This is a genomic window from Caenimonas soli (assembly GCF_013155545.1).
In the GTDB taxonomy this organism is placed as follows: domain Bacteria; phylum Pseudomonadota; class Gammaproteobacteria; order Burkholderiales; family Burkholderiaceae_C; genus Ramlibacter; species Ramlibacter soli.
Genome location: NZ_JABJVV010000006.1, coordinates 274,743 through 292,486, shown reverse-complemented (window position 1 = coordinate 292,486; position 17,744 = coordinate 274,743). Strand labels below are relative to the sequence as shown.

Annotated in this window: 29 protein-coding genes; 16 read left to right on the top strand and 13 right to left on the bottom strand. The window is 65.0% G+C overall.

The window, feature by feature from the left end:
• Positions 1–3: 3 nt before the first annotated feature.
• Complete coding sequence (locus tag HNE04_RS11820) at positions 4–387, bottom strand: DUF4148 domain-containing protein (RefSeq protein ID WP_172219045.1); 384 nt, start codon at positions 385–387, stop codon at positions 4–6.
• A 175-nt stretch (positions 388–562) separates the two neighbouring features.
• Positions 563–979, bottom strand: coding sequence for a VOC family protein (locus HNE04_RS11815; protein ID WP_172219043.1), 417 nt, complete (start codon positions 977–979; stop codon positions 563–565).
• 186 nt (positions 980–1,165) lie between these two features.
• Here HNE04_RS11815 and HNE04_RS11810 point away from each other — a divergent pair, with 186 nt between their 5' ends.
• Positions 1,166–1,381, top strand: coding sequence for a hypothetical protein (locus tag HNE04_RS11810; RefSeq protein WP_172219041.1), 216 nt, complete (start codon positions 1,166–1,168; stop codon positions 1,379–1,381).
• A 15-nt stretch (positions 1,382–1,396) separates the two neighbouring features.
• Here HNE04_RS11810 and HNE04_RS11805 read toward each other — a convergent pair whose 3' ends face one another.
• The 3 genes from HNE04_RS11805 to HNE04_RS11795 form a co-directional block, all read right to left on the bottom strand.
• A complete protein-coding gene (locus tag HNE04_RS11805; RefSeq protein ID WP_207717533.1) occupies positions 1,397–1,582 on the bottom strand; it encodes a hypothetical protein in 186 nt (61 codons plus the stop codon).
• A 25-nt stretch (positions 1,583–1,607) separates the two neighbouring features.
• Positions 1,608–1,820 carry a hypothetical protein gene (locus HNE04_RS11800; protein WP_172219039.1) on the bottom strand — a complete coding sequence of 71 codons (213 nt, stop codon included), beginning with the start codon at positions 1,818–1,820 and terminating at the stop codon, positions 1,608–1,610.
• A gap of 99 nt (positions 1,821–1,919) precedes the next feature.
• Entirely contained in the window at positions 1,920–2,882 is a 963-nt protein-coding gene (locus HNE04_RS11795; RefSeq protein WP_172219037.1) for an extracellular catalytic domain type 1 short-chain-length polyhydroxyalkanoate depolymerase, read from the bottom strand.
• Positions 2,883–2,951: 69 nt separating this feature from the next.
• Here HNE04_RS11795 and HNE04_RS11790 point away from each other — a divergent pair, with 69 nt between their 5' ends.
• Positions 2,952–3,746 carry an SAM-dependent methyltransferase gene (locus tag HNE04_RS11790; RefSeq protein ID WP_207717532.1) on the top strand — a complete coding sequence of 265 codons (795 nt, stop codon included), beginning with the start codon at positions 2,952–2,954 and terminating at the stop codon, positions 3,744–3,746.
• A 7-nt stretch (positions 3,747–3,753) separates the two neighbouring features.
• Here HNE04_RS11790 and HNE04_RS11785 read toward each other — a convergent pair whose 3' ends face one another.
• The gene (locus tag HNE04_RS11785) at positions 3,754–4,248 is read right to left on the bottom strand and encodes a BON domain-containing protein (RefSeq protein WP_172219033.1); all 495 of its coding nucleotides are present in this window, start codon (positions 4,246–4,248) and stop codon (positions 3,754–3,756) included.
• A gap of 44 nt (positions 4,249–4,292) precedes the next feature.
• Here HNE04_RS11785 and dbpA point away from each other — a divergent pair, with 44 nt between their 5' ends.
• The 8 genes from dbpA to HNE04_RS11745 all read left to right on the top strand — a co-directional run bounded on the left by dbpA (position 4,293) and on the right by HNE04_RS11745 (position 9,085).
• The gene (gene dbpA / locus HNE04_RS11780) at positions 4,293–5,675 is read left to right on the top strand and encodes an ATP-dependent RNA helicase DbpA (RefSeq protein ID WP_172219031.1); all 1,383 of its coding nucleotides are present in this window, start codon (positions 4,293–4,295) and stop codon (positions 5,673–5,675) included.
• 53 nt (positions 5,676–5,728) lie between these two features.
• Complete coding sequence (locus tag HNE04_RS11775) at positions 5,729–6,250, top strand: PAS domain-containing protein (protein WP_172219030.1); 522 nt, start codon at positions 5,729–5,731, stop codon at positions 6,248–6,250.
• Positions 6,205–6,336 carry a PAS domain-containing protein gene (locus HNE04_RS28530; RefSeq protein ID WP_172219028.1) on the top strand — a complete coding sequence of 44 codons (132 nt, stop codon included), beginning with the start codon at positions 6,205–6,207 and terminating at the stop codon, positions 6,334–6,336. Before HNE04_RS11775 ends, HNE04_RS28530 begins: the two co-directional genes overlap by 46 nt.
• Before the next feature lie 83 nt (positions 6,337–6,419).
• Entirely contained in the window at positions 6,420–6,743 is a 324-nt protein-coding gene (locus HNE04_RS11765) for a hypothetical protein (RefSeq protein WP_172219026.1), read from the top strand.
• A gap of 50 nt (positions 6,744–6,793) precedes the next feature.
• Entirely contained in the window at positions 6,794–7,021 is a 228-nt protein-coding gene (locus HNE04_RS11760; RefSeq protein ID WP_172219024.1) for a hypothetical protein, read from the top strand.
• 101 nt (positions 7,022–7,122) lie between these two features.
• The gene (locus HNE04_RS11755; protein ID WP_172219022.1) at positions 7,123–7,689 is read left to right on the top strand and encodes a hypothetical protein; all 567 of its coding nucleotides are present in this window, start codon (positions 7,123–7,125) and stop codon (positions 7,687–7,689) included.
• 66 nt (positions 7,690–7,755) lie between these two features.
• Entirely contained in the window at positions 7,756–7,896 is a 141-nt protein-coding gene (locus tag HNE04_RS11750; protein WP_172219020.1) for a hypothetical protein, read from the top strand.
• A 7-nt stretch (positions 7,897–7,903) separates the two neighbouring features.
• Entirely contained in the window at positions 7,904–9,085 is a 1,182-nt protein-coding gene (locus HNE04_RS11745) for an esterase/lipase family protein (RefSeq protein ID WP_235964933.1), read from the top strand.
• A gap of 9 nt (positions 9,086–9,094) precedes the next feature.
• Here the strand turns inward: HNE04_RS11745 and HNE04_RS11740 are convergent, their stop codons facing one another.
• The 4 genes from HNE04_RS11740 to gshA form a co-directional block, all read right to left on the bottom strand.
• Entirely contained in the window at positions 9,095–9,649 is a 555-nt protein-coding gene (locus tag HNE04_RS11740) for an RcnB family protein (RefSeq protein ID WP_172219018.1), read from the bottom strand.
• A gap of 109 nt (positions 9,650–9,758) precedes the next feature.
• Positions 9,759–10,010: a translation initiation factor IF-1 gene (gene infA / locus HNE04_RS11735; protein WP_172219016.1), complete on the bottom strand. Its 252-nt coding sequence runs from the start codon at positions 10,008–10,010 to the stop codon at positions 9,759–9,761.
• Positions 10,011–10,033: 23 nt separating this feature from the next.
• Complete coding sequence (locus HNE04_RS11730) at positions 10,034–10,288, bottom strand: hypothetical protein (protein ID WP_172219014.1); 255 nt, start codon at positions 10,286–10,288, stop codon at positions 10,034–10,036.
• 311 nt (positions 10,289–10,599) lie between these two features.
• Positions 10,600–12,153, bottom strand: a complete 1,554-nt coding sequence (gene gshA, locus HNE04_RS11725; RefSeq protein ID WP_172219012.1) for a glutamate--cysteine ligase — start codon at positions 12,151–12,153, stop codon at positions 10,600–10,602.
• A 197-nt stretch (positions 12,154–12,350) separates the two neighbouring features.
• Here gshA and HNE04_RS11720 point away from each other — a divergent pair, with 197 nt between their 5' ends.
• Complete coding sequence (locus tag HNE04_RS11720; RefSeq protein WP_172219010.1) at positions 12,351–12,689, top strand: hypothetical protein; 339 nt, start codon at positions 12,351–12,353, stop codon at positions 12,687–12,689.
• A 57-nt stretch (positions 12,690–12,746) separates the two neighbouring features.
• The gene (locus HNE04_RS11715) at positions 12,747–13,217 is read left to right on the top strand and encodes an SRPBCC family protein (RefSeq protein WP_172219008.1); all 471 of its coding nucleotides are present in this window, start codon (positions 12,747–12,749) and stop codon (positions 13,215–13,217) included.
• A gap of 4 nt (positions 13,218–13,221) precedes the next feature.
• Here HNE04_RS11715 and HNE04_RS11710 read toward each other — a convergent pair whose 3' ends face one another.
• Positions 13,222–13,893 (bottom strand): alpha/beta hydrolase, encoded by a 672-nt coding sequence (locus HNE04_RS11710; protein ID WP_172219006.1) that lies wholly within the window; start codon positions 13,891–13,893, stop codon positions 13,222–13,224.
• A 130-nt stretch (positions 13,894–14,023) separates the two neighbouring features.
• Between HNE04_RS11710 and HNE04_RS11705 the strand changes: the two genes are divergently transcribed.
• The 3 genes from HNE04_RS11705 (at position 14,024) to HNE04_RS11695 (ending at position 15,918) form a co-directional block, all read left to right on the top strand.
• Positions 14,024–14,386, top strand: coding sequence for an HPF/RaiA family ribosome-associated protein (locus tag HNE04_RS11705; protein ID WP_172219004.1), 363 nt, complete (start codon positions 14,024–14,026; stop codon positions 14,384–14,386).
• Positions 14,387–14,546: 160 nt separating this feature from the next.
• Positions 14,547–14,909 carry a PA2779 family protein gene (locus tag HNE04_RS11700; RefSeq protein WP_172219002.1) on the top strand — a complete coding sequence of 121 codons (363 nt, stop codon included), beginning with the start codon at positions 14,547–14,549 and terminating at the stop codon, positions 14,907–14,909.
• Positions 14,910–14,931: 22 nt separating this feature from the next.
• Complete coding sequence (locus HNE04_RS11695) at positions 14,932–15,918, top strand: PA2778 family cysteine peptidase (protein ID WP_172219000.1); 987 nt, start codon at positions 14,932–14,934, stop codon at positions 15,916–15,918.
• 34 nt (positions 15,919–15,952) lie between these two features.
• Here HNE04_RS11695 and HNE04_RS11690 read toward each other — a convergent pair whose 3' ends face one another.
• Positions 15,953–16,327: a hypothetical protein gene (locus HNE04_RS11690; RefSeq protein WP_172218998.1), complete on the bottom strand. Its 375-nt coding sequence runs from the start codon at positions 16,325–16,327 to the stop codon at positions 15,953–15,955.
• A gap of 496 nt (positions 16,328–16,823) precedes the next feature.
• Here HNE04_RS11690 and HNE04_RS11685 point away from each other — a divergent pair, with 496 nt between their 5' ends.
• The gene (locus tag HNE04_RS11685; protein WP_172218996.1) at positions 16,824–17,258 is read left to right on the top strand and encodes a DUF4864 domain-containing protein; all 435 of its coding nucleotides are present in this window, start codon (positions 16,824–16,826) and stop codon (positions 17,256–17,258) included.
• A 68-nt stretch (positions 17,259–17,326) separates the two neighbouring features.
• Here HNE04_RS11685 and HNE04_RS11680 read toward each other — a convergent pair whose 3' ends face one another.
• On the bottom strand, positions 17,327–17,704 hold the full coding sequence (locus HNE04_RS11680; protein ID WP_172218994.1) for a proteophosphoglycan ppg4: 378 nt from the start codon (positions 17,702–17,704) through the stop codon (positions 17,327–17,329).
• Between the last annotated feature and the right edge of the window lie 40 nt (positions 17,705–17,744).

Genomic DNA, 17,744 nt, shown 5'->3' with positions numbered 1-17,744 from the left:
TGATCAGTGGGCCGAGCCACCCATTACGCGGGTGGAAGTTCCGTTGCTCCTGCTCATGGAAAAATACATCGAGCCGCTGTCTTCTCCGTTCAGCTGCCTGACTTCATCGCGTGATGCAGCGTACGCCGCCCTGGCCTGCGCGGGCGAATACGCGCTCCTGACCGGACTCAGGTTGTTGAATTGCATGGACCACTCGCTGGCCAGCTCTCTTGCCACCTGGGAGTTCTTGAGCAAGTCGGCGCGAACCTCGGCCCGGCTCAAGGTGCTGACGAAGGGCGTTTTCTCGATGGTGATGTCGTCGGCCAGGGCGTTGCCTGCAGCCATTGCCGCGGCTGCTGCGGCTGCAATCGCAGCGATGCGCAGCGCGGTTGCCAAATTGCGGTTCATGCGATTCTCCCCGAGCGTGGGTTGCCATTGGTGCAAGCGAGTCCGCTCGAAGCCCGCTTGTACTGCCAAACCGGGAAGGATTGATAGCCAAGCGGGCGAGCAATTTCAAGCGCGGGCAGAAGCATGCGGGGTCACGAGTGCGGCTCGCAACCTGCGTTGCAGTCTGGTTACCGATTTAAGACTGCTCGCCGCCGCCCACCATCCAAGGCGTGCCGAAGCGATCGGTGAGCATGCCGAAGGCCTCGGCCCAGAAGGTCTTGCCCAGCGGCATGATGACGGTGCCGCCATCGGCGAGCGCGTTGAAGATCCGCTTGGCTTCGTCCGGCTTGGGGTAGTTGAGCGACAGCGAGAAGCCGCTCATTGCCGAATGGGGTTGCCCCGGCGGTGAATCGGAGGCCATGAGGCGGCGGCCGTCAATGACCAGGCTGGCATGCATGATGCGCTTCTCCGAGCCGGGCGGGCCTTTCATCGGCTCCGGCGACTCGGCGTAAGTCATCATCATTTCCATCTTCCCACCCAGCGTGCGTTCGTAGAAGCGCATGGCCTCCGCGCAGGTGCCATCAAAAAAGAGGTAGCTGTCGAGTACGGGCATGTTGGATCTCCTGTTGAGTCGTTACGGGCGGGGTTTGGGGGTCGCCCGCACCTATGACGAACAATAGGTGCTGAAATCGACATCGGCCAAGTCGGCTGCCGTTGTCCGGCATGCTCATGAGTGTTTGGCTGACAGCGCACACGGCCGCGCATCGCTCAAATGGGTTTTTCTCTGCAAGGAGCAACGATGTCCCAGCACGCGATCATTCGCGGTGAGGTGTGTTTTCGCGCCGGCGACGGTGTGATGATGCCGATCCCACCCGGCCCAGTCGAGATCGAGGTGGCCGACGACAGCGTCACGCTCGGATGGACGGCCAACCACACGGCCGGTTCCACCGCGATCACCCGGGACGAATACGAACGGTATGTGGCCGAAGGCAAGATTCGCGTCGACAAAGAGTGACGCGAAACGTCGGCGCTAGCGGCTGGCTTTTCCGCGGCCCGAGCCGCTCTTCTTGCCGCCGCCGGTTTCCTTGTTGACGGTGGCCCAGGCGCGCGCTTCGGCTTCCTTCTCGGGAACGCCGCGCTTCTCGTAGCCTTCTTCTATGTGCTCGGCCTGGCGCTTTTGCTTGTCGGTGTAAGAAGACTTGTCACCCCTTGGCATGACTTACTCCGTACGCAGGCTCACTCTAGACGGGAGTCGAATCGTTGGCGGCTTCCCGTTGAACCAGGCCGGAAGCCTGCTCATCCGGCATGGAAAAGCCCCTGATGGGCTGGGCGATTGCCTGGTCCCGAAGCGACATCTGCTGCACCCACACCTTGTGGGCCAGCTCTTCGTCGTCCCGGTCGTCAAACCTGGAGATCCAGACGTCGGATAGGGGCTCAACTTTGTCACTGGACATACAAAACTCCCTTGGTTTGTGGCGTGATGTTAGATTGACTTCACATAACTTCACGTAGGACCGCGCCAACTCGATCCGTAGCTGTTGGCCTTCGCGACCCTACCTTGAGAACTGCCGCGCTGCGAACGCCCACAGCATCCGCGACGCATCGGGCCCCTGCCCATCGCTGTAGGGCTGGTTCGCCGCGCCGCCGCTCCATGCATGACCTAGTTTTCCCACTTCAACCAGTGTAGCCACAGTGCTGCTCCTGAGCTTGAAGTCCGTCACGGTCATGGGGTAGCGATTGCCGCGTTGCAAAGTGCGGACTTTGAGCGGGCTGGCCCCGGCTGCGTTGGCCCACACTTGCGCCGCCGCGTGGCCGTTGTTGGCCGCAACCACACGGTCCACGCCGCCGTGGATCACCAGCAGAGGCGGCCATAACGCCGCCATCGTCACGGGCGTGGCCAGGAGCGGCTTCACGGGGCGCAAGCCATGCATCGCGCCGACGGCGGAGATCGTGGAATGCGCCGTGCCGGGCGGAATGCCCGAGTGCATCATCACGGCCTTGAACCGCGCGGGATGGCGGGTGACGAGCAATGCGGCCATGCTGGCCCCCGCCGAGAGGCCGGCCACCGCGATGCGCGTGCGGTCTACCCTGTACAACAGGCACACCTGGTCGATCGCCTTCATGATGAGCTCGGCCTCGCCGTACGCACGGCCGGAGCGGGTGTCGAACCAGTTCCAGCAGCCCTGCGCATTGGCCAGCCGGTCCTGCTCGGGGTACAGCACCATGAAGCGCTCGCGCGCGGCGATGCGGTTCATTCGCGTGGACTGGGCAAAGCTCTTTGCATCCTGGCCGCAGCCGTGCAGCATCACCATCAAGGGCAGGCGCTCGCCCAATTTCACGTCAGGCGGCCGGTACAGCCGGTACCGGCGCGCGCCCGTGGCGCCCATGGCGATGCCCGCGATCCAGTCGCCGGCGCCTGCGGGCGCCTTGTTGGCCCGCAGCGCCGTGCGGGTCATGGCGACGAAGCTGCGCTCGAAGGTCTTGGCCCATGTGGATGTACGGATGCGTCTTGCCATGCTGTACCATTTTTAGCCATGTACGTGCCTTTGCGCCCACCTTTACTCTGCCTGGTTGCCGCTGTTGCATTGCTTGCACTTGCTCCGGGCGCGGCGCAGGCCCAGGACGAAGTGCCATTCATCACCACGCCGGACAACGTTACGCTGGAGATGCTGCGTATTGCCGACGTGGGGCCCGGCGATCACGTGATCGACCTGGGTTCGGGCGACGGCCGCATCGTGATCCTGGCGGCCAGGCGTTTCAATGCGTCCGGCCTGGGCGTGGAGATCGCGCCGGACCTGGTGCGGCAGAGCTGGCGCAACGCACAAACGGCGGGCGTCGCCGACCGCGTGACCTTCCGCGAACAGGACCTGTTCAAGACCGACCTGTCGGCGGCCACGGTGGTCACGATGTATCTGCTGCCCGAAGTCAACCTGCAGTTGCGCCCTGCACTGCTCGCGCTCAAGCCCGGCACGCGCATCGTTTCGCACGACTGGGACATGGGCGACTGGAAGCCCGACCAGACCACCGTCGTGCCTGTGCCTGACAAGCAAGTGGGACTGGAAAAAACCAGCAAGGTACATCTGTGGACGGTCCCGGCCAGGGTTCAGGGCCTGTGGTGTGGCGCCGGCTTGTTGCGCGGCACCAGCCTGCAACTCACGCAGCGCTACCAGGAGTTCGAAGGCACGCTGGCCCACCGGCAACGCAACCGCCAACTCGAGGGCCGCATAGTCGGCGCTACGCTGCGCGTACTGGGTGGCCGCGCCGGAGAACTGGTGTTGCAGGCCGATGGGGACGAACTGCAGATTGCCGCCGCCGGCGGACCGCTGGCCCTGGCGCAGGGCCAGCTATTCAAGCGCGCAGCCGCCGGCAATTGCGACTGACGGCCCGCTACTTGACGGGGGCGCCTGCGGGTCGGTAAAGCGGTTTGCCCTCGGTGCCGATCATGAGGTGGTTCACCACGCCCATCACGTCGTCCACCAGCAGCACGGCCTTCTCCATGGCTTCGCCCTGTTCCCGGGACTGGACGCAGCCCATCAACGTGACCAGCCGCCGCTCACCCAGCAACCAGACACTGGTGTTGTCGAAGCGGCCGTCCTGCTGCAGGTAGAGCACCGCGCGCGGGATGATTTCCTTGTCGTACAGGTAGGAGTTGGCCAGGCGGCAGCGGCCGGAGCGGTAGCAGCTACCGCCATGCTGAGAGCGCACATGGGCCTGGGCGCGCACTTCGGCCTGCGTCACCAGGGGGCCTTCCGGAACAGGGCAGCCCGGCATGGCCGCCGTGACCTGAACGAACGGATCGTCGAAGAAATTGCTTCGCTCCTGGGCCCTGGAAGGCAGACAGAGAACCAGAAAGAGCGGCAGGATATATATCAGCCGGATCATCGCGAGGCAAGTTTATCGCCGACGCCTGTTCTAATTGACAGGCTATGAGCACCTCTTTCGGCACACTGCCCCTCAATCCCGCCACCCTGGCAAACCTCGAGCGCCTGGGCTACCTCGCCATGACGCCGATCCAGGCGGCCAGCCTGCCGCCGGCGCTGCTGGGCAAGGACATCATCGCCCAGGCCAAGACCGGCAGCGGCAAGACAGCGGCCTTCGCCCTCACCCTGCTGGCCAACTTGAACGCCCGCCGCTTCGCGGTGCAGGCCCTGGTGCTTTGCCCCACGCGCGAGCTGGCCGACCAGGTCACCACCGAGATCCGCCGCCTGGCGCGGGCCGACGACAACATCAAGGTGGTGACGCTCTGCGGCGGCGTGCCACTGCGCGGGCAGCTGGCAACGCTGGAGCACGGCGCGCACATCGTGGTCGGCACGCCGGGCCGCGTGATGGACCATCTGACGCGGGAGAGCCTGAAACTCGATGCGCTCAACACGCTGGTGCTGGATGAAGCCGACCGCATGCTCGACATGGGTTTCTTCGACGACATGGTGACGGTGGCCCGCCAGTGCCCCAAGACACGGCAGACGCTGCTGTTCTCCGCGACCTATCCCGAGGGCATCGCCAAGCTCGCCGCCCAGTTCATGCGCGAGCCGGTCACGGTGAAGGTGGATGCCCAGCATGCGGGCGCGCAGATCGAACAGCGCTGGTACGAGGTGGAAGACAGGGACCGGGTGGGCGCGGTGAGCCTGCTGCTCAATCACTTCCGGCCCGCCAACGCGCTGGCGTTTTGCAACACCAAGGCGCAGTGCAAGAAACTTGTCGATGCGCTGAAGGCGCAAGGGTTCAGCGCCCTGGCGCTCTACGGCGAACTGGAGCAGCGCGAGCGCGACCAGGTGCTGGTGCGCTTCGCCAATCGCAGCTGTTCCGTACTGGTCGCCACCGACGTGGCCGCGCGCGGGCTGGACATCGCCAGCCTCGCCGCCGTCATCAACGTGGACGTCACGCCCGATTCCGAGGTGCACATCCACCGCATCGGCCGCACCGGACGCGCCGGCGAAACCGGCCTGGTGCTGAACCTGGTGAGCATGGACGAGATGGGTTCGGTCGGCAAGATCGAACTGCTGCAGGGCCGCGAGTCCGAATGGCACAAGCTCGACGAACTCAAGGCCACTGGCAAAGGTCCGCTGATCCCGCCCATGGTTACGCTGCACATCCAGGGCGGCCGGAAGGAAAAGATCCGTCCCGGCGACGTGCTGGGCGCGCTCACGGCCGACTTGGGCTACACGCGCGAGCAGATCGGCAAGATCGACGTCAACGAGTTTTCGACCTACGTGGCCGTGGATCGCGCCATCGGCCAAGAGGCCGCCGAGAAGCTCAACAATGGCCGCATCAAGGGCAAAAGCGTCAAGGTGCGGGTGCTGGACGAATAGCCAGACGCGCGTCCCGGCGACCCGCCATCATCGGCTCGCAGATCGAACAGGTGATGAGCGGCCGCGGATCCACCTGGCACGAGAATGCGCTGGTGCCGATCACGCGCAATGGCCGGCGCGAGGATGTCTATTGGACGTACGGCTATCAGCCCATCGACGATCCGCTCTCACCCACCGGAGTGGGCGGAGTGCTGGTGGTGTGCACCGAGGCCACCGAGGCGGTGCTGGCGCGGCGCCGGCTGGCCTTCGAGCGCGAGCAATTCGCGCAGCTGTTCGAACAGGCGCCCGCCTTCATGGCCATGTTGCGCGGGTCCGACCATCGCTTCGAGCTGGCAAACCCGGCGTACCGGCGGCTGGTCGGTGATCGCGATGTCATCGGCAAGACAGTGGCCGAAGCCCTGCCGGAGGCGGTGGATCAGGGCTACCTGGCGCTGCTGGACAAGGTCTATCGGACAGGTGAGGCCTATACGGCGGGGGGCAGGAAGATCGCATTCGAAGCCGCGCCGGGCGGGCCGGTGTCGAGCGCTATGTGGACTTCACCTACCACCCCATCAAGAATCCGGACGGCCACGTGACCGGGATCTTCGTGCAAGGGATCGACGTGACCGACCGGACCCTTCAGCCGGCTTCCACGGTCACTTTCAGCTTGGCCAGCGCGTGATCCTTTGTGTCCCGAAGAACGCGTACGAGACCGCAGGATGACTTCCTACATGGAGACAGGCCCAGCCGCAAAAAAATCGCGGGATGCAGGACCTGGCCTTTCGCACGCTGCTCTATCGCTACTTCTTCTTCAACTGGATGTTCAAGGACGTCAGCCAGGGAAACGTGCTCGAACGTGCCGCGGCGTGGCGCTACAACCAGCAGCAGGCCCGCTGGCTTCTCACCTACATGCGGCGATGGCTCTGGTGCGGCGCCGTGTTCTTTGCGCTGGGCAGTCTGGCCGAACTGCTGCTCAATTCGCCGGGCTTCTCCGCGTGCTTCTACATTCCCGCCTCCCTGAGCGTGCCCGTCAATGCGGTCATTGGCGTTGCGTGGCTAGGGCTGAAGGCATTGCCCGGCCCGTTTTGACCCCTTCGCGCGGCCGAGCTTGAGGTTGCCGCTCGCGGGAGGCGGCCGAGGTGGGCCGTCTGAGCTTTACCGATCAATTCTTCATCGGCAGTGTGATCGCCCAGAAACTCGCCCACCTGCGCAAGGTCTCCGTGGTGGTAGCTGGCGATCCGACCAGCTATCACAGCGAAACGGTGGCCCGCCGGGAAGGAGTGAGCCTGCGCAATTTCAACAGCGAGGGGGATGCCCTGACCTGGCTGTTGCAGGAGGTGGAGCAAAAGCTGCCTTCCTCGCCCTGAAATTTGCGGGTCGCGGCAATTGCGCCACATCCAGGTATTGGGGCTTGCGGTCGCCTGGAACATTTTGTTACTATCCCGATACCGCAGATTGGGAGCACGCCATGGGTTTCTTCTCCAAGCTTCTGGGCGATACGCCCGCCCCCGACCAGTCGGCGGCCAGACGCGAGCTGCTCCGCGTGGCTTTGCGCGACACTCTCAATCGCCACAACATCCCTGCCACCTGGATTCGCGCCGAGACGCTGGTGACCACTTCGCGCGGCGTGACGCACAAGGGCCTGCATTGGCGGCTCTTGATCAAGCATTGGCATCCGGAACTGCTGTCATATGGGGTGCCGTTTCAGCAGAGCCTGATCAACCGGCTCGTGGCCCTGGACGCCAGCGCCGCGACTTGGCTCATGGGCATCTCCTGGCAGTTTGCCTTGCCTGACGAATCCGTATGTCCACCCCTGCCGCAACGGGCTTGGGGGGCCGAACCGAAGGCCGCCGCACAACCGGCAAAGGCAGCCACCCCCTTGGTCGCGGCGACTACCGCGCCCGTACCGGCGGCCGCAGCTACCAGCGCCAAGGCCGACCTCGAGCAGATGTTCGCCGAGCGCGACGCGCAGCTCAAGCAAACGGCCGACGACGCGAGGTTCCAGAGCACCGAGCCGGCGGCGCTGTCGTCTTAGCGCAGGCTGCGCCGCCATGGTTGGTACTATCTGTCCCCATCAGATTGCAAACATTTCGGAGGAACCATGGCCAAAGGCGACCAACGCAGCAACAAGATGGCGAAGAAGCCCAAGAAGGACAACTCGCCGCCCAAGCAGGGCACATCCGACCGCCCTACCCCGCCGATGACGGCGGTGATACCCCGCGGCAAGCCCAAGACCAAATAAGCCCGCATTGGGCAAGCTTCCAAGGCCGCCTGCACGCGCGGTGGGCGAACTGCGCGGCGGCGTGAAGCTGGTGGTGGACGGCGTGCACGGCGTCACCGGGATCGTGGAGGCGATGCACTCGCGCATCGCCCGCGTGCCCCCTCCGCTGGGGCCCCGTGCCGACGCGCCGACGCGCGGCGTCACGGGCCTGGTTTACCGCAGCATCCACGGAACGACAGGCCTGGTGGGCAAAGGGCTCGATCTCGCGCTGGCAGGTGTCCAGGCATTGCTGAAAGCCGCTACCCAGGACCTGGCCGAAGAAGAGGCCATGCCGCGGCGCGACGCGGTCGTCTCCGCACTCAACGGCGTGATTGGCGATCACCTGGAGCGCACCGGCAATCCGCTGGCGCTGAAAATGGAGTTGCACCCGCGCGCAGCCGCCACGCCGCGCGCACTGCTGCTGATCCACGGCCTATGCATGAACGACCGCCAGTGGATGCGCAGCGGGCACGATCACGGCCAGGCACTCGCGCAGGCCTTGGGCTACACGCCCGTGTACGCCCGCTACAACACGGGCCGCCACATCTCGGCGAACGGGCTCGACCTGGCCATTGAACTGGAGCGCCTGCTGCGGGCGTGGCCGGTGCCGATCGAGAGCCTGGCCATCGTTGGCCACAGCATGGGAGGCTTGGTCGCCCGCAGTGCCGTGCACCAGGCTACCGAGGCTGGAATGGCGTGGCCGGACCGGCTTGGGCACTTGTTTTTCCTGGGGAGCCCGCATCACGGGGCGCCGCTGGAGCGCGGTGGCAACTGGCTGCACCGCGGACTGGGCATCAGCCCCTACGTGGCGCCGTTCACCCGCTTGAGCGGCTTGCGCAGCGCGGGCATCACGGACCTGCGCCACGGCAATCTGCTCGAAGGGGACGGCACCGGCGACCGGTTCACCCAGCGCGACACCCGCAAGCCCGTACCGCTACCCGCCGGGGTCGCGTGCTATGCGGTGGCAGGCACCTTGGGCGAAGGCGCAAGCGATGAATGGCTGGGCGATGGGCTGGTACCGCTGGCCAGCGCGCTGGGGCGCCATGCGAGGCCCACCCGGGACCTGCGCATTGCGCCCTCGCGCGCGTTTGTCGCGCGAGGCGTGAATCACCTGGACCTGCTCAGCAACCCGTTGGTCTACGAGCGATTGCGCCGCTGGCTGGCGGCGTGAAGGCGGTGGTCAGCTGTTCAGCAAGCCGACGATGATGTCGACGATGATGTTGTTTTGCTGCTGGACCAGCACGATGTCGTTGCCGATGCGCGCATAGCGGTAGCCGTACGGCGCGGGCGGCAGGTGCACCAGCACGGGCTGGGGCACCGAATAGACCGGCACGCCGGCGGGGAGGCGCTGGCCGACATCCCAATGGGCTTGGCCGGGGGGCATGCAGCCGTTGTGCTTCTTGGCCAGCCCCGGCGGGCAGCGGCGGCCGTCACCGTACTCCTTGACGTAGTACTCGCGGGCACGGGCACGATGCTGGTCGTTGAAATAGGTGCCGGCCTTGATCTCTTTGCGCTCACGCTTGGCAGCCTGCTTCTCGGCCTTGTCGCGCTGCTTGTCGGCGTGCTTGTCTGCCTTGGCCTCTTGCTTTTGCGCCTTGGCTTCCTGCTTTTGGGAATGCTTGTTGCCCTTGCCGGGCCCGTCGTCGTCCTTGTCCTTGGCGAAGCTGGGTGCCGCCATGCAGAGGGAGGCGATGGCCAGCGCAACGATGCGATGGGTAGGGGTGATTTTGGTCATGGTTTGCTCCAGGAAAGCCGTGAATATGCTCAACGGTTACCTTCGCTCCCCTGTTGACCGGGGGCTGTAGGACAAACCCCCGAACTACCGCTCAGCTGGTGCGAAAAGCTTAGCGCCGTGCCGGCGGGGGGCCGCTGCGGCCGGCGATGTGGCGGAACGTGATACGTCCCTTGGTCAGGTCGTAGGGCGACATTTCCAGCGAGACGTTATCGCCCGCGATGATGCGGATGTGGTGCTTGCGCATCTTTCCGCCGGTGTAGCAGATGACCTGGTGTCCGTTCTCCAGCGTCACGCGAAAGCGCGAGTCGGGCAGCACTTCGTCCACATGCCCCTTCATCTCGATCAGTTCTTCCTTGGCCATGGTATGGATCTCCTGTGCAGGGGTTAATGCGCGGCAAGGGCGGCGCCCTGAACGCTGGGATTGCGGTGGCCTACCCATTGCAGGCCTTCGGCGGTGGCATAGCGCACCGCAGCGACGTGGCTCTGGAACAGGCGGGTAAGGCGCAGCACGCGGTCGTGCGTGCCGCTGCCCGAGCCGGAGCGGATCGAGACCGAACAGGCGTACCAGCCGTTCGCGAGCAGTTTGGTCAGTGGCGAAATCAAGTACTTGCCTACGGTAATGTTGTCTTTGGAATTCATTGTTATTCGAGTGGGTCCTGCGGGCGCAACACTGCGGCCGCAAAAAGTTCGTGAAAGCCTGCCTTCAAGGCCAAGCCGGCGCATTTCGATCCCGGTGGCATGGCCTCGCACGGAGGGCCGGGACTGCGTCTTATGGGGAAGACCGGCTTGCTGGGGCCGGTGCTTGGGGCTTTGGGATGCCCTGGGAGACGCGGGCGCAGAGGTGATCTGGCGCGCCGGGGTAGAGTATTTTTAATTTGGCGCGCTCAATCGCCTGCGCAATCGAAGTCCCGATTGTACTCTGTTGGCGCGTTTCGTGCTGGGGAAACGCCTCAGACGGCCGCGAGCGCCGGCGCGATCGCGGCCTTGGTCAGGCCCAGCCGTTCGGGCGACACGTATTGCTGACGGTAAACCTCGAACGGCAAGGTGTCGGCTGTCTCTATGGCTCGCTGGTCCCCGACCGACTGCTCGCTGAGCGCCGCGAATTTGGCCTGCTGCGCCGCGCTGAACGGCAGCGCCAGCAGCTTGGCCTTGGTCTGGCGCGATTGCGCGCGCGTGAATCCGATGAAGGAATTGTCGAAGTCCTGCTCCATCACGGCCAGCACGCGGGCCGAGGGCAGCAGGTCGGGCTCTTGCAGCAAAGCCTGCGCCGCGCGCAGCGAATCCGAGTAGTCAGTGCTTTGGTGGGCTGCATCGAGCGAGGCTGCGATGGGGGCAAAGGCCTGCAGCAGTTCGGTGCCCCACTGCGTCAGTTCCACCTCGCCCTCGCCGCGCTCGAGCATGAGGCCCGGCTGGCGGCCGAACGCCGCTGTCTTGTGCTGGTTGCGGCCCAGCGCCACGATCTCCTGCGGCGTGTCGGGCGGGCTCTCCGAGAGCAGGCAATGCAACAGGAAGATGTCCAGGAAGCGCATGTTCTGCGCGGTGATGCCGATCGGAACGAACGGGTTGAGGTCGAGCAGCCGCACTTCCACGTATTCGACGCCGCGTTCACGCAACGCATGCAGCGGACGTTCGCCCGGCCGGATGACGCGCTTGGGCCGGATGGTCCCGTAGAACTCGTTCTCTATCTGCAGCAAGCTCGTGGCCAGCTGGTTGTATTCGCCGCCGGGGTTCGTGATGCCGACGGCTTCATACGCGGCATAGGGTTTGGTCAGTGCCTCCTGCAGCGAGGCGGCGTAGCCGTCCAGCCCGTTGTAGCTCACGGCCAGGCTGGCCTGCGCCTCGCTCTGGTAGCCCAGGCGGCCCATGCGCAGCGATGTGCCATACGGCATGTACATGGTGCCGTTTGCCAGCGTCTGCAGCTCGTGCTGGCGGCCCGCCACGAAGCTGGAGCAGACCGCGGGCGAGGCGCCGAGCAGGTACAGCAGCAGGAAGGCGTGGCGGCGGAAGTTGCGGATCAGCGCGAAATACTGCTCGCTGGAAACCTCGGGCAGCGACCAGTTGTAGTGGATACCGGAGATGGTTTGCATGCGCCGGCCGTAGCGGTGCGCCAGGCCCATCCGGTACACGCTCTTGGCGCGGCCCACGTTCGAAGAGCCGTAGCGGCCGATGGGAATGTTTTCGTCGGCCGGCAGGATGCACGGCATGCTGGAGACCCACAGCATTTCATCGGCCAATGCCCGGTAGGTGAACTGGTGCACCTGCATCAGCTCTTCCAGGCAGGTTTCCGGCGAGGCGTGCACGCCGGTGATCAGCTCCAGCTGCGCTTCGCTGTAGTCGGTGGTGATGTGCGGGTGCGTCAGCGCCGAACCCAGGGCCTGCGGGTGCGGCGTCATGGCCAGCCCGCCTTCGGTCGTGGTGCGCAGGCTTTCCTTTTCGATGCCGCGGCGTATGCCCTTCAGCCGGTCCGGCGGAATTGCGGCAAGGCGCGCCTGCAGGTTGCTCATGTCAACGAAAGCCTGTGGTGTCATGTATTGGGGCGGAAGGTAGCACGGCTTGCGATTTCTTGCTTTGACCCGGGACAAAGGCAAATCTGGTAGGAGCCGGGCTAGACCGCCGCCTCTAGAAAAGAGGGCCGAATTAGGTCGCCCGCACTAGCCGGGCTTGGGAAAATCAGCTGATCAACCCGCAACGGAGCCCATCCATGAACAAGTCCTTTTCCGCCAACGCCACCGACCTGATCGCCAACTTCGGCAATGCCGCCCATCATGCCATCGGCGTGTATCGCGAAGGCGGCGAGCGCCTGGCCGGCACGCTGGAGCAGCGTTGGAAGGCCGCCCTCAAGGAAACCAGCCCGAAGCTCACGCCCGAGACCCGCAAGAACGCGGCCCGCGCGCAAGAGGCTTTCAGCGGCTACTACGCCCGTGGCCTGGCACTGTCGGCCGACGGCGCCGAAGTGGTGATCGACACGCTGGTCGGCGCTGCCGTCACCGCGATCGAGCGCGCCGCCGCCTTCAAGGCCCGTACGCAGAACGCGGCCTGAGGCCGGCCGGGTGGCAAAATGCCATCCAAGCCAAAACAAAACAACAAGGAGACTCCCATGGCGCTGACCGTCAACATCGACCTGGGCTACGAATTCGAAGTCAAGGCCAAGGCCTCGGAAGTGTTCGAGGTATTGGCCGACGTGCCGACTTCCGTTTCGCACTTTCCCAAGGTGGAAAAGCTCACCGACATGGGCGGCGGCGTGTACAAGTGGGAGATGGAAAAGGTGGGCACCGCGCAGGTGAACATCCAGACCGTCTACGCGAGCAAGTACACCAGCAGCAAGGCCAAGGGCACCGTGGTCTGGACGCCGGTCGAAGGCGTGGGCAATGCCCTGGTGGGCGGCCACTGGAAGATCAAGGACCACAAGACCTCAACCGCCATCGAGCTCAAGATCGACGGTGCGATCACCCTGCCCTTGCCCGGCCTCATGAAGATGGTCGTGGCGCCGGTGGTCGAGGGCGAGTTCGAGAAGCTGGTCGACAAGTACATCGCCAACCTGATCAAGCGGTTCGGCGGCGAAGTCTAGGACCCTAGGGTTTCGCCAGCACCTTCAGCAGCCAGCGGTTGAGATCGGCGATCTCTTCCATGCACACCGAGTGCGCCATCGGGTACTCGTTCCAATCCACCGCATAGCCCAACGTGCGCAAGGCCTCGCACGAGGCCTTGCCGCGGTCGATGGGCACCACGTTGTCGTACAGCCCATGGGCCATGAAGATGGGCGTGAGCGCATTGGCGTCGCTGCGTTCGGCAGCGATGCTTTGCGCCAGCGGTAAATAGCCGGACAACCCGACGATTCCCGCGAGCCGCTCCTTGTGCCGAAGCCCGGTCAGCAGGGCCATGGCGCAACCCTGCGAAAAGCCGGCCAGGACGATGCGCTCGGCAGGCATGCCCCGTGCCTTTTCGCGTGCCAACAGTTCCTCCACCGAGCCAAGCGACAGGCGCAGCCCGGCTTCGTCCTCCCGCTGCACCAGGTCCATGCCCAGGATGTCGTACCAGGCCCGCATGCGGTAGCCATTGTTGATGGTGACGGGGATGACGGGCGCATGCGGGAACACGAAGCGCACCGGCCCGGCCGCGCCCAGGTCGAGTTCCTGGGCAATGGGCACGAAGTCGTTACCGTCGGCGCCCAGGCCGTGGAGCACAATGACTGTGGCGCCAGGCTGGGGGCCGGTTTCCGTTTCTATGGTTTCGAGTGTTGCCATTCTGATTCTCCGACGAGCGCCGAGCATACAGGCTGGCCCGGATCGTCCGACACGATCTTGGACTTCCTCCTACACAACCATTTGAAGCCCGCCCCCAAACTGAAACCACGCAATCAAAAGGACCCATCTCATGCTAGTACAAGTGAACACCGGTAATGGCCTCGAGAACAAGGAAGCCCTGGAACGCTGGGCCGACGAATTCTTGAACGAGGCGCTTGCGCGGTTCAATCAGGAAATAACAAGGATCGAAGTCCAACTCACCGACGAAAACAGCGTCAAGAACGGAGCGGCGGACAGGCGCTGCATGCTGGAGGCGCGGCTGAACGGCCACGCACCGCTGGCCGTCAACCATCACGCCGCCACCCAGGACGAGGCATTCCGCGGCGCGACGCAGCGGCTGATCAATCTGCTGGACCACACGCTCGGCAAGCTCGACCGCCACGAGCACCGCGCGCGCGAAACCATCCGCAAGGATCCCAGCATCGTCGAATAACTGTGCATTTTGTAGCGGTTTGTGACTGGGCGCCGCCCCTCGCAAACCCCCGGGGCAAAGGCCACACAAGCGGCGCGGGGACGCGTATATTGGTGTCGCGCCATAGTGGGTCTTGCCGCCGGCGCCTTACTTGCCCTAACCCCATCCAAGGAGCCTGAAGATGAGTTCAACGATGAAGAAGATGACCTGCCGTGCCCTGGTCGTATCCCTGCTTGCGCTGTCGTTCCAGACAGCCAATGCCGGAATGATCGGCGCGGACCAGGCGGCCGCGGCTGGTGCCGCGCAGACGGATCGCGGAATGGTGCTGAGCTATCTCAGCCGCGCCGAAACCGCCGCCCAGCTGCAGGCCCAAGGCATCGATCCGGCCATGGCACGTGAGCGCGTAGCTGCGATGACCGACCAGGAAGTGCGCACCATGGCTCAGGACATGCAGACGGCGCCCGCCGGCGCATTGAGCAGTGGTGGCTGGCTGGCGGTGATCCTGATCGCGGCTGCGGTCTGGTACTTCGCTTTCCGTAAGTGACGGTTCGCTGCGGATTGGCGGCGTGAGCAGTCCGCATCCCACAGCCCGCCTATGCGCGGGCTTTTTGTGCTGGGTGCTGCTGGCCTTGCTGGCCGGCTGCGCCCAGCTGGTCCCGCAGACAATCGGCCTGCGCACCGGCTGGCCGGAGGGCGTGGCGCAGACGGTGGAATTGAAGGCCGTGCCCTTCTTCCCCCAGGTGGAATATCAGTGTGGCCCGGCGGCGCTGGCCACCGTGCTTTCATTCAGCGGCGTGAGCATCACGCCCGAGCCCTTGGTGAGCCAGGTATACCTGCCCTCGCGCCAGGGCAGCCTGCAGATCGAAATGCTGGCCGCGCCGCGTCACTATGGGCGCGTTTCCTATCAACTGGCACCACGCTATGCCGATCTGTTGCGCGAGGTGGCTGCCGGCAACCCCGTGATCGTGCTGCAGGACGTGGGGCTGATGTTCACCCAGTGGCATTACGCCGTTGTCAATGGCTTCGACTATCCCTCGGGGACCCTGTACCTGCGCTCCGGCACCAAGGCTCGCCAGGAGATGCCGTTCACCGCGTTCGAGCGCGAGTGGATGAAAAGCGGCTACTGGGCGATGGTCGTGGCCCCGCCGGATCGCATACCGGTGACGGCGACCGAGCAGGGATGGATGGCCGCCGTGCTGGCCATGGCGCGAGCCGGCGACGGCAACGCTGCCGCCAAAGCCTACGCAGCCGCCCTCAAGCGCTGGCCGGACAACCTGCCGGCCGCCATCGGCCTGGCGAACCAACACCACGCACGCGGTGCATTTGCCGAGGCGGTGACGGTGCTGCGTGCGGCCCAGCAGAAGCACCCGCAGTCCGTCATCGTCATCAATAACCTGGCGCAAGCCCTGTCCGACCAGGGACGGCACGCCGAAGCGCTGGCCCAGATCGAAAAGGCCTCGGACCCCCAGAGCCCGTTCGCCGCCGAGGTGCGATCGACCCGCCAGCTGATCATGCAACGCATCGCCCAACAAAAAACCGGCAACCGCCCTTGAGCGGCTGCCGGTTCTGAACCGGGCGAGTCCTGCTTCAGTTCCGGTCGGCGCGAACGACGCGCGGAGCGGGAGCGGGCTCAGGCGCTGCCGGCGCCCCCATCGCGATGGTGGTGGTCGGCGGTTCCGCAGCCGGGGCAGCAGCCACAGGCTCAGGTGCGGGCGCAGCCGGCTCGGGCTGTACCACCGCCACTTCGGGCTCCTTGACGATGGTGGCCGTGCGCACTTCGCCCAGATGAACCAGCACACCGGTTTCGCCCATCGGCGTCACGTGGGTGCTCTGCTGGCCGGCCGCTATCGGGTGGTTGGTGATCATCGGATTGGGGGGTTCACTCTGTGCAATGGCAACACCCAGAACGGCGACGGTCGATACGCCGGCGACGAGGCCCGCGATTTTGGTAAGTGCACTCATGACAAACGCTCCTTGAAGTTCGGATTGGATTGAAACGCCAGCATCGGTGCCAGCTGTCTCCAAGGCTAGTGCTCGGGCGCGACCGTAGCGTCAGGCCCCACCAGTGATGCTTGTGGGACTATGTCCGGCAGCGATGCCCACTTGCGCCGACGCCACGATTGCAAGCACAACCGCGCCGTCATTGGGCCGGCCACGCAAGAGCTATCGTGACGGAAGTTGCCTACAGCTGGTCGAGCAGCCGGCTTGCTCTCTTGCCCCGAATGGCTGCCCACACTGCGAAAGTGCCGGCCGGGTTTCGCGCTACAACGACAGGTATCGGGCTTTCGCGCCATGCGAGAAACGTACGAACATTGTCCAGTGGGCCTGGCCGCATCCCCTCTTTCCGGCATCGCCGCGACGCGGTTGCAGCGTCCGACGCCTCCCGGCGCTTTCCGCCTACACCTTGGGCTTGGCGCGCGAGCGTACTCTGGATAGGCCGACCACCGGGAGACGCCAGATGAATACGTTCTTCACTCGCTTTTTCATGATGACTGCCATGGCGTTTGCGTTCGCCACGCAAGCCCTGGCTGGGCCGCTCCCGGAAACCGAGGCTAAGAAAATCCAGGGCGTCATCGTGGCCCAGCTCGAGGCCTTTGCTTCCGACGACGCCGAGAGCGCGTTCCAGACAGCGACGCCCGCCGTGCGCGAAGCCATCGGCAGTTCAGGCCGTTTCCTCGCAATGGTGCGCGGCGCCTATCCCATGGTCTATCGTCCGGCGTCAGTCACCTTCCACAAGCCCGAAGAGGATGAGGGGAGCGTGCTGCAATTGGTGGAGATCACGGACGACAACGCAAAGTCGTGGTTGGCCTTGTTTGCGCTCGAACGCCAGCCCGATGCAACGTGGCGCATCAGCGGCTGCGTGGTGGCCGAGAACAAGTGGCGGTCCGTCTGAAGCGCGGCGGCCGCACATAAGAAAAACCGGGCGCAAGGCCCGGTTTTTTCGTGTGACAGCTTCGGTGATCAGTTGCGATCGGCGCGCGCGGTGCGGCTGCCCGATGCCGCCGTGTCGGTCGAAGCGGCGCCGCTGGCGCCCATCGAGGTGCCCGTGGTGGAGCTGCCGCCCGTGGAGCCCGACATGGTGCTGCCGCTGGAACCGGTGGTGCTGCTGGCGCCTGCCGCGGTGCTGCCGCTAGTAGTGCTAGCGCCGGCGGCGGTGCTGCCGCCGGCAGGAGTGCCGGTGCTGCCCATGGGAGTGGTCTGGCTGCTTTGCTGGCCGGCGCCTACCGCCGGATCCTTCACAGCCGCATTCGGCGGATTGCCCTGCGCGATGGCAGAGCCGGCAATCGCCAGGGCTGCCAGGCCGGCGAACACGCCTTTGAATTGGGTCGATGCACTCATTTAGGAGACTCCTTTTATGTGTCTTGATGGAAATCGCCGG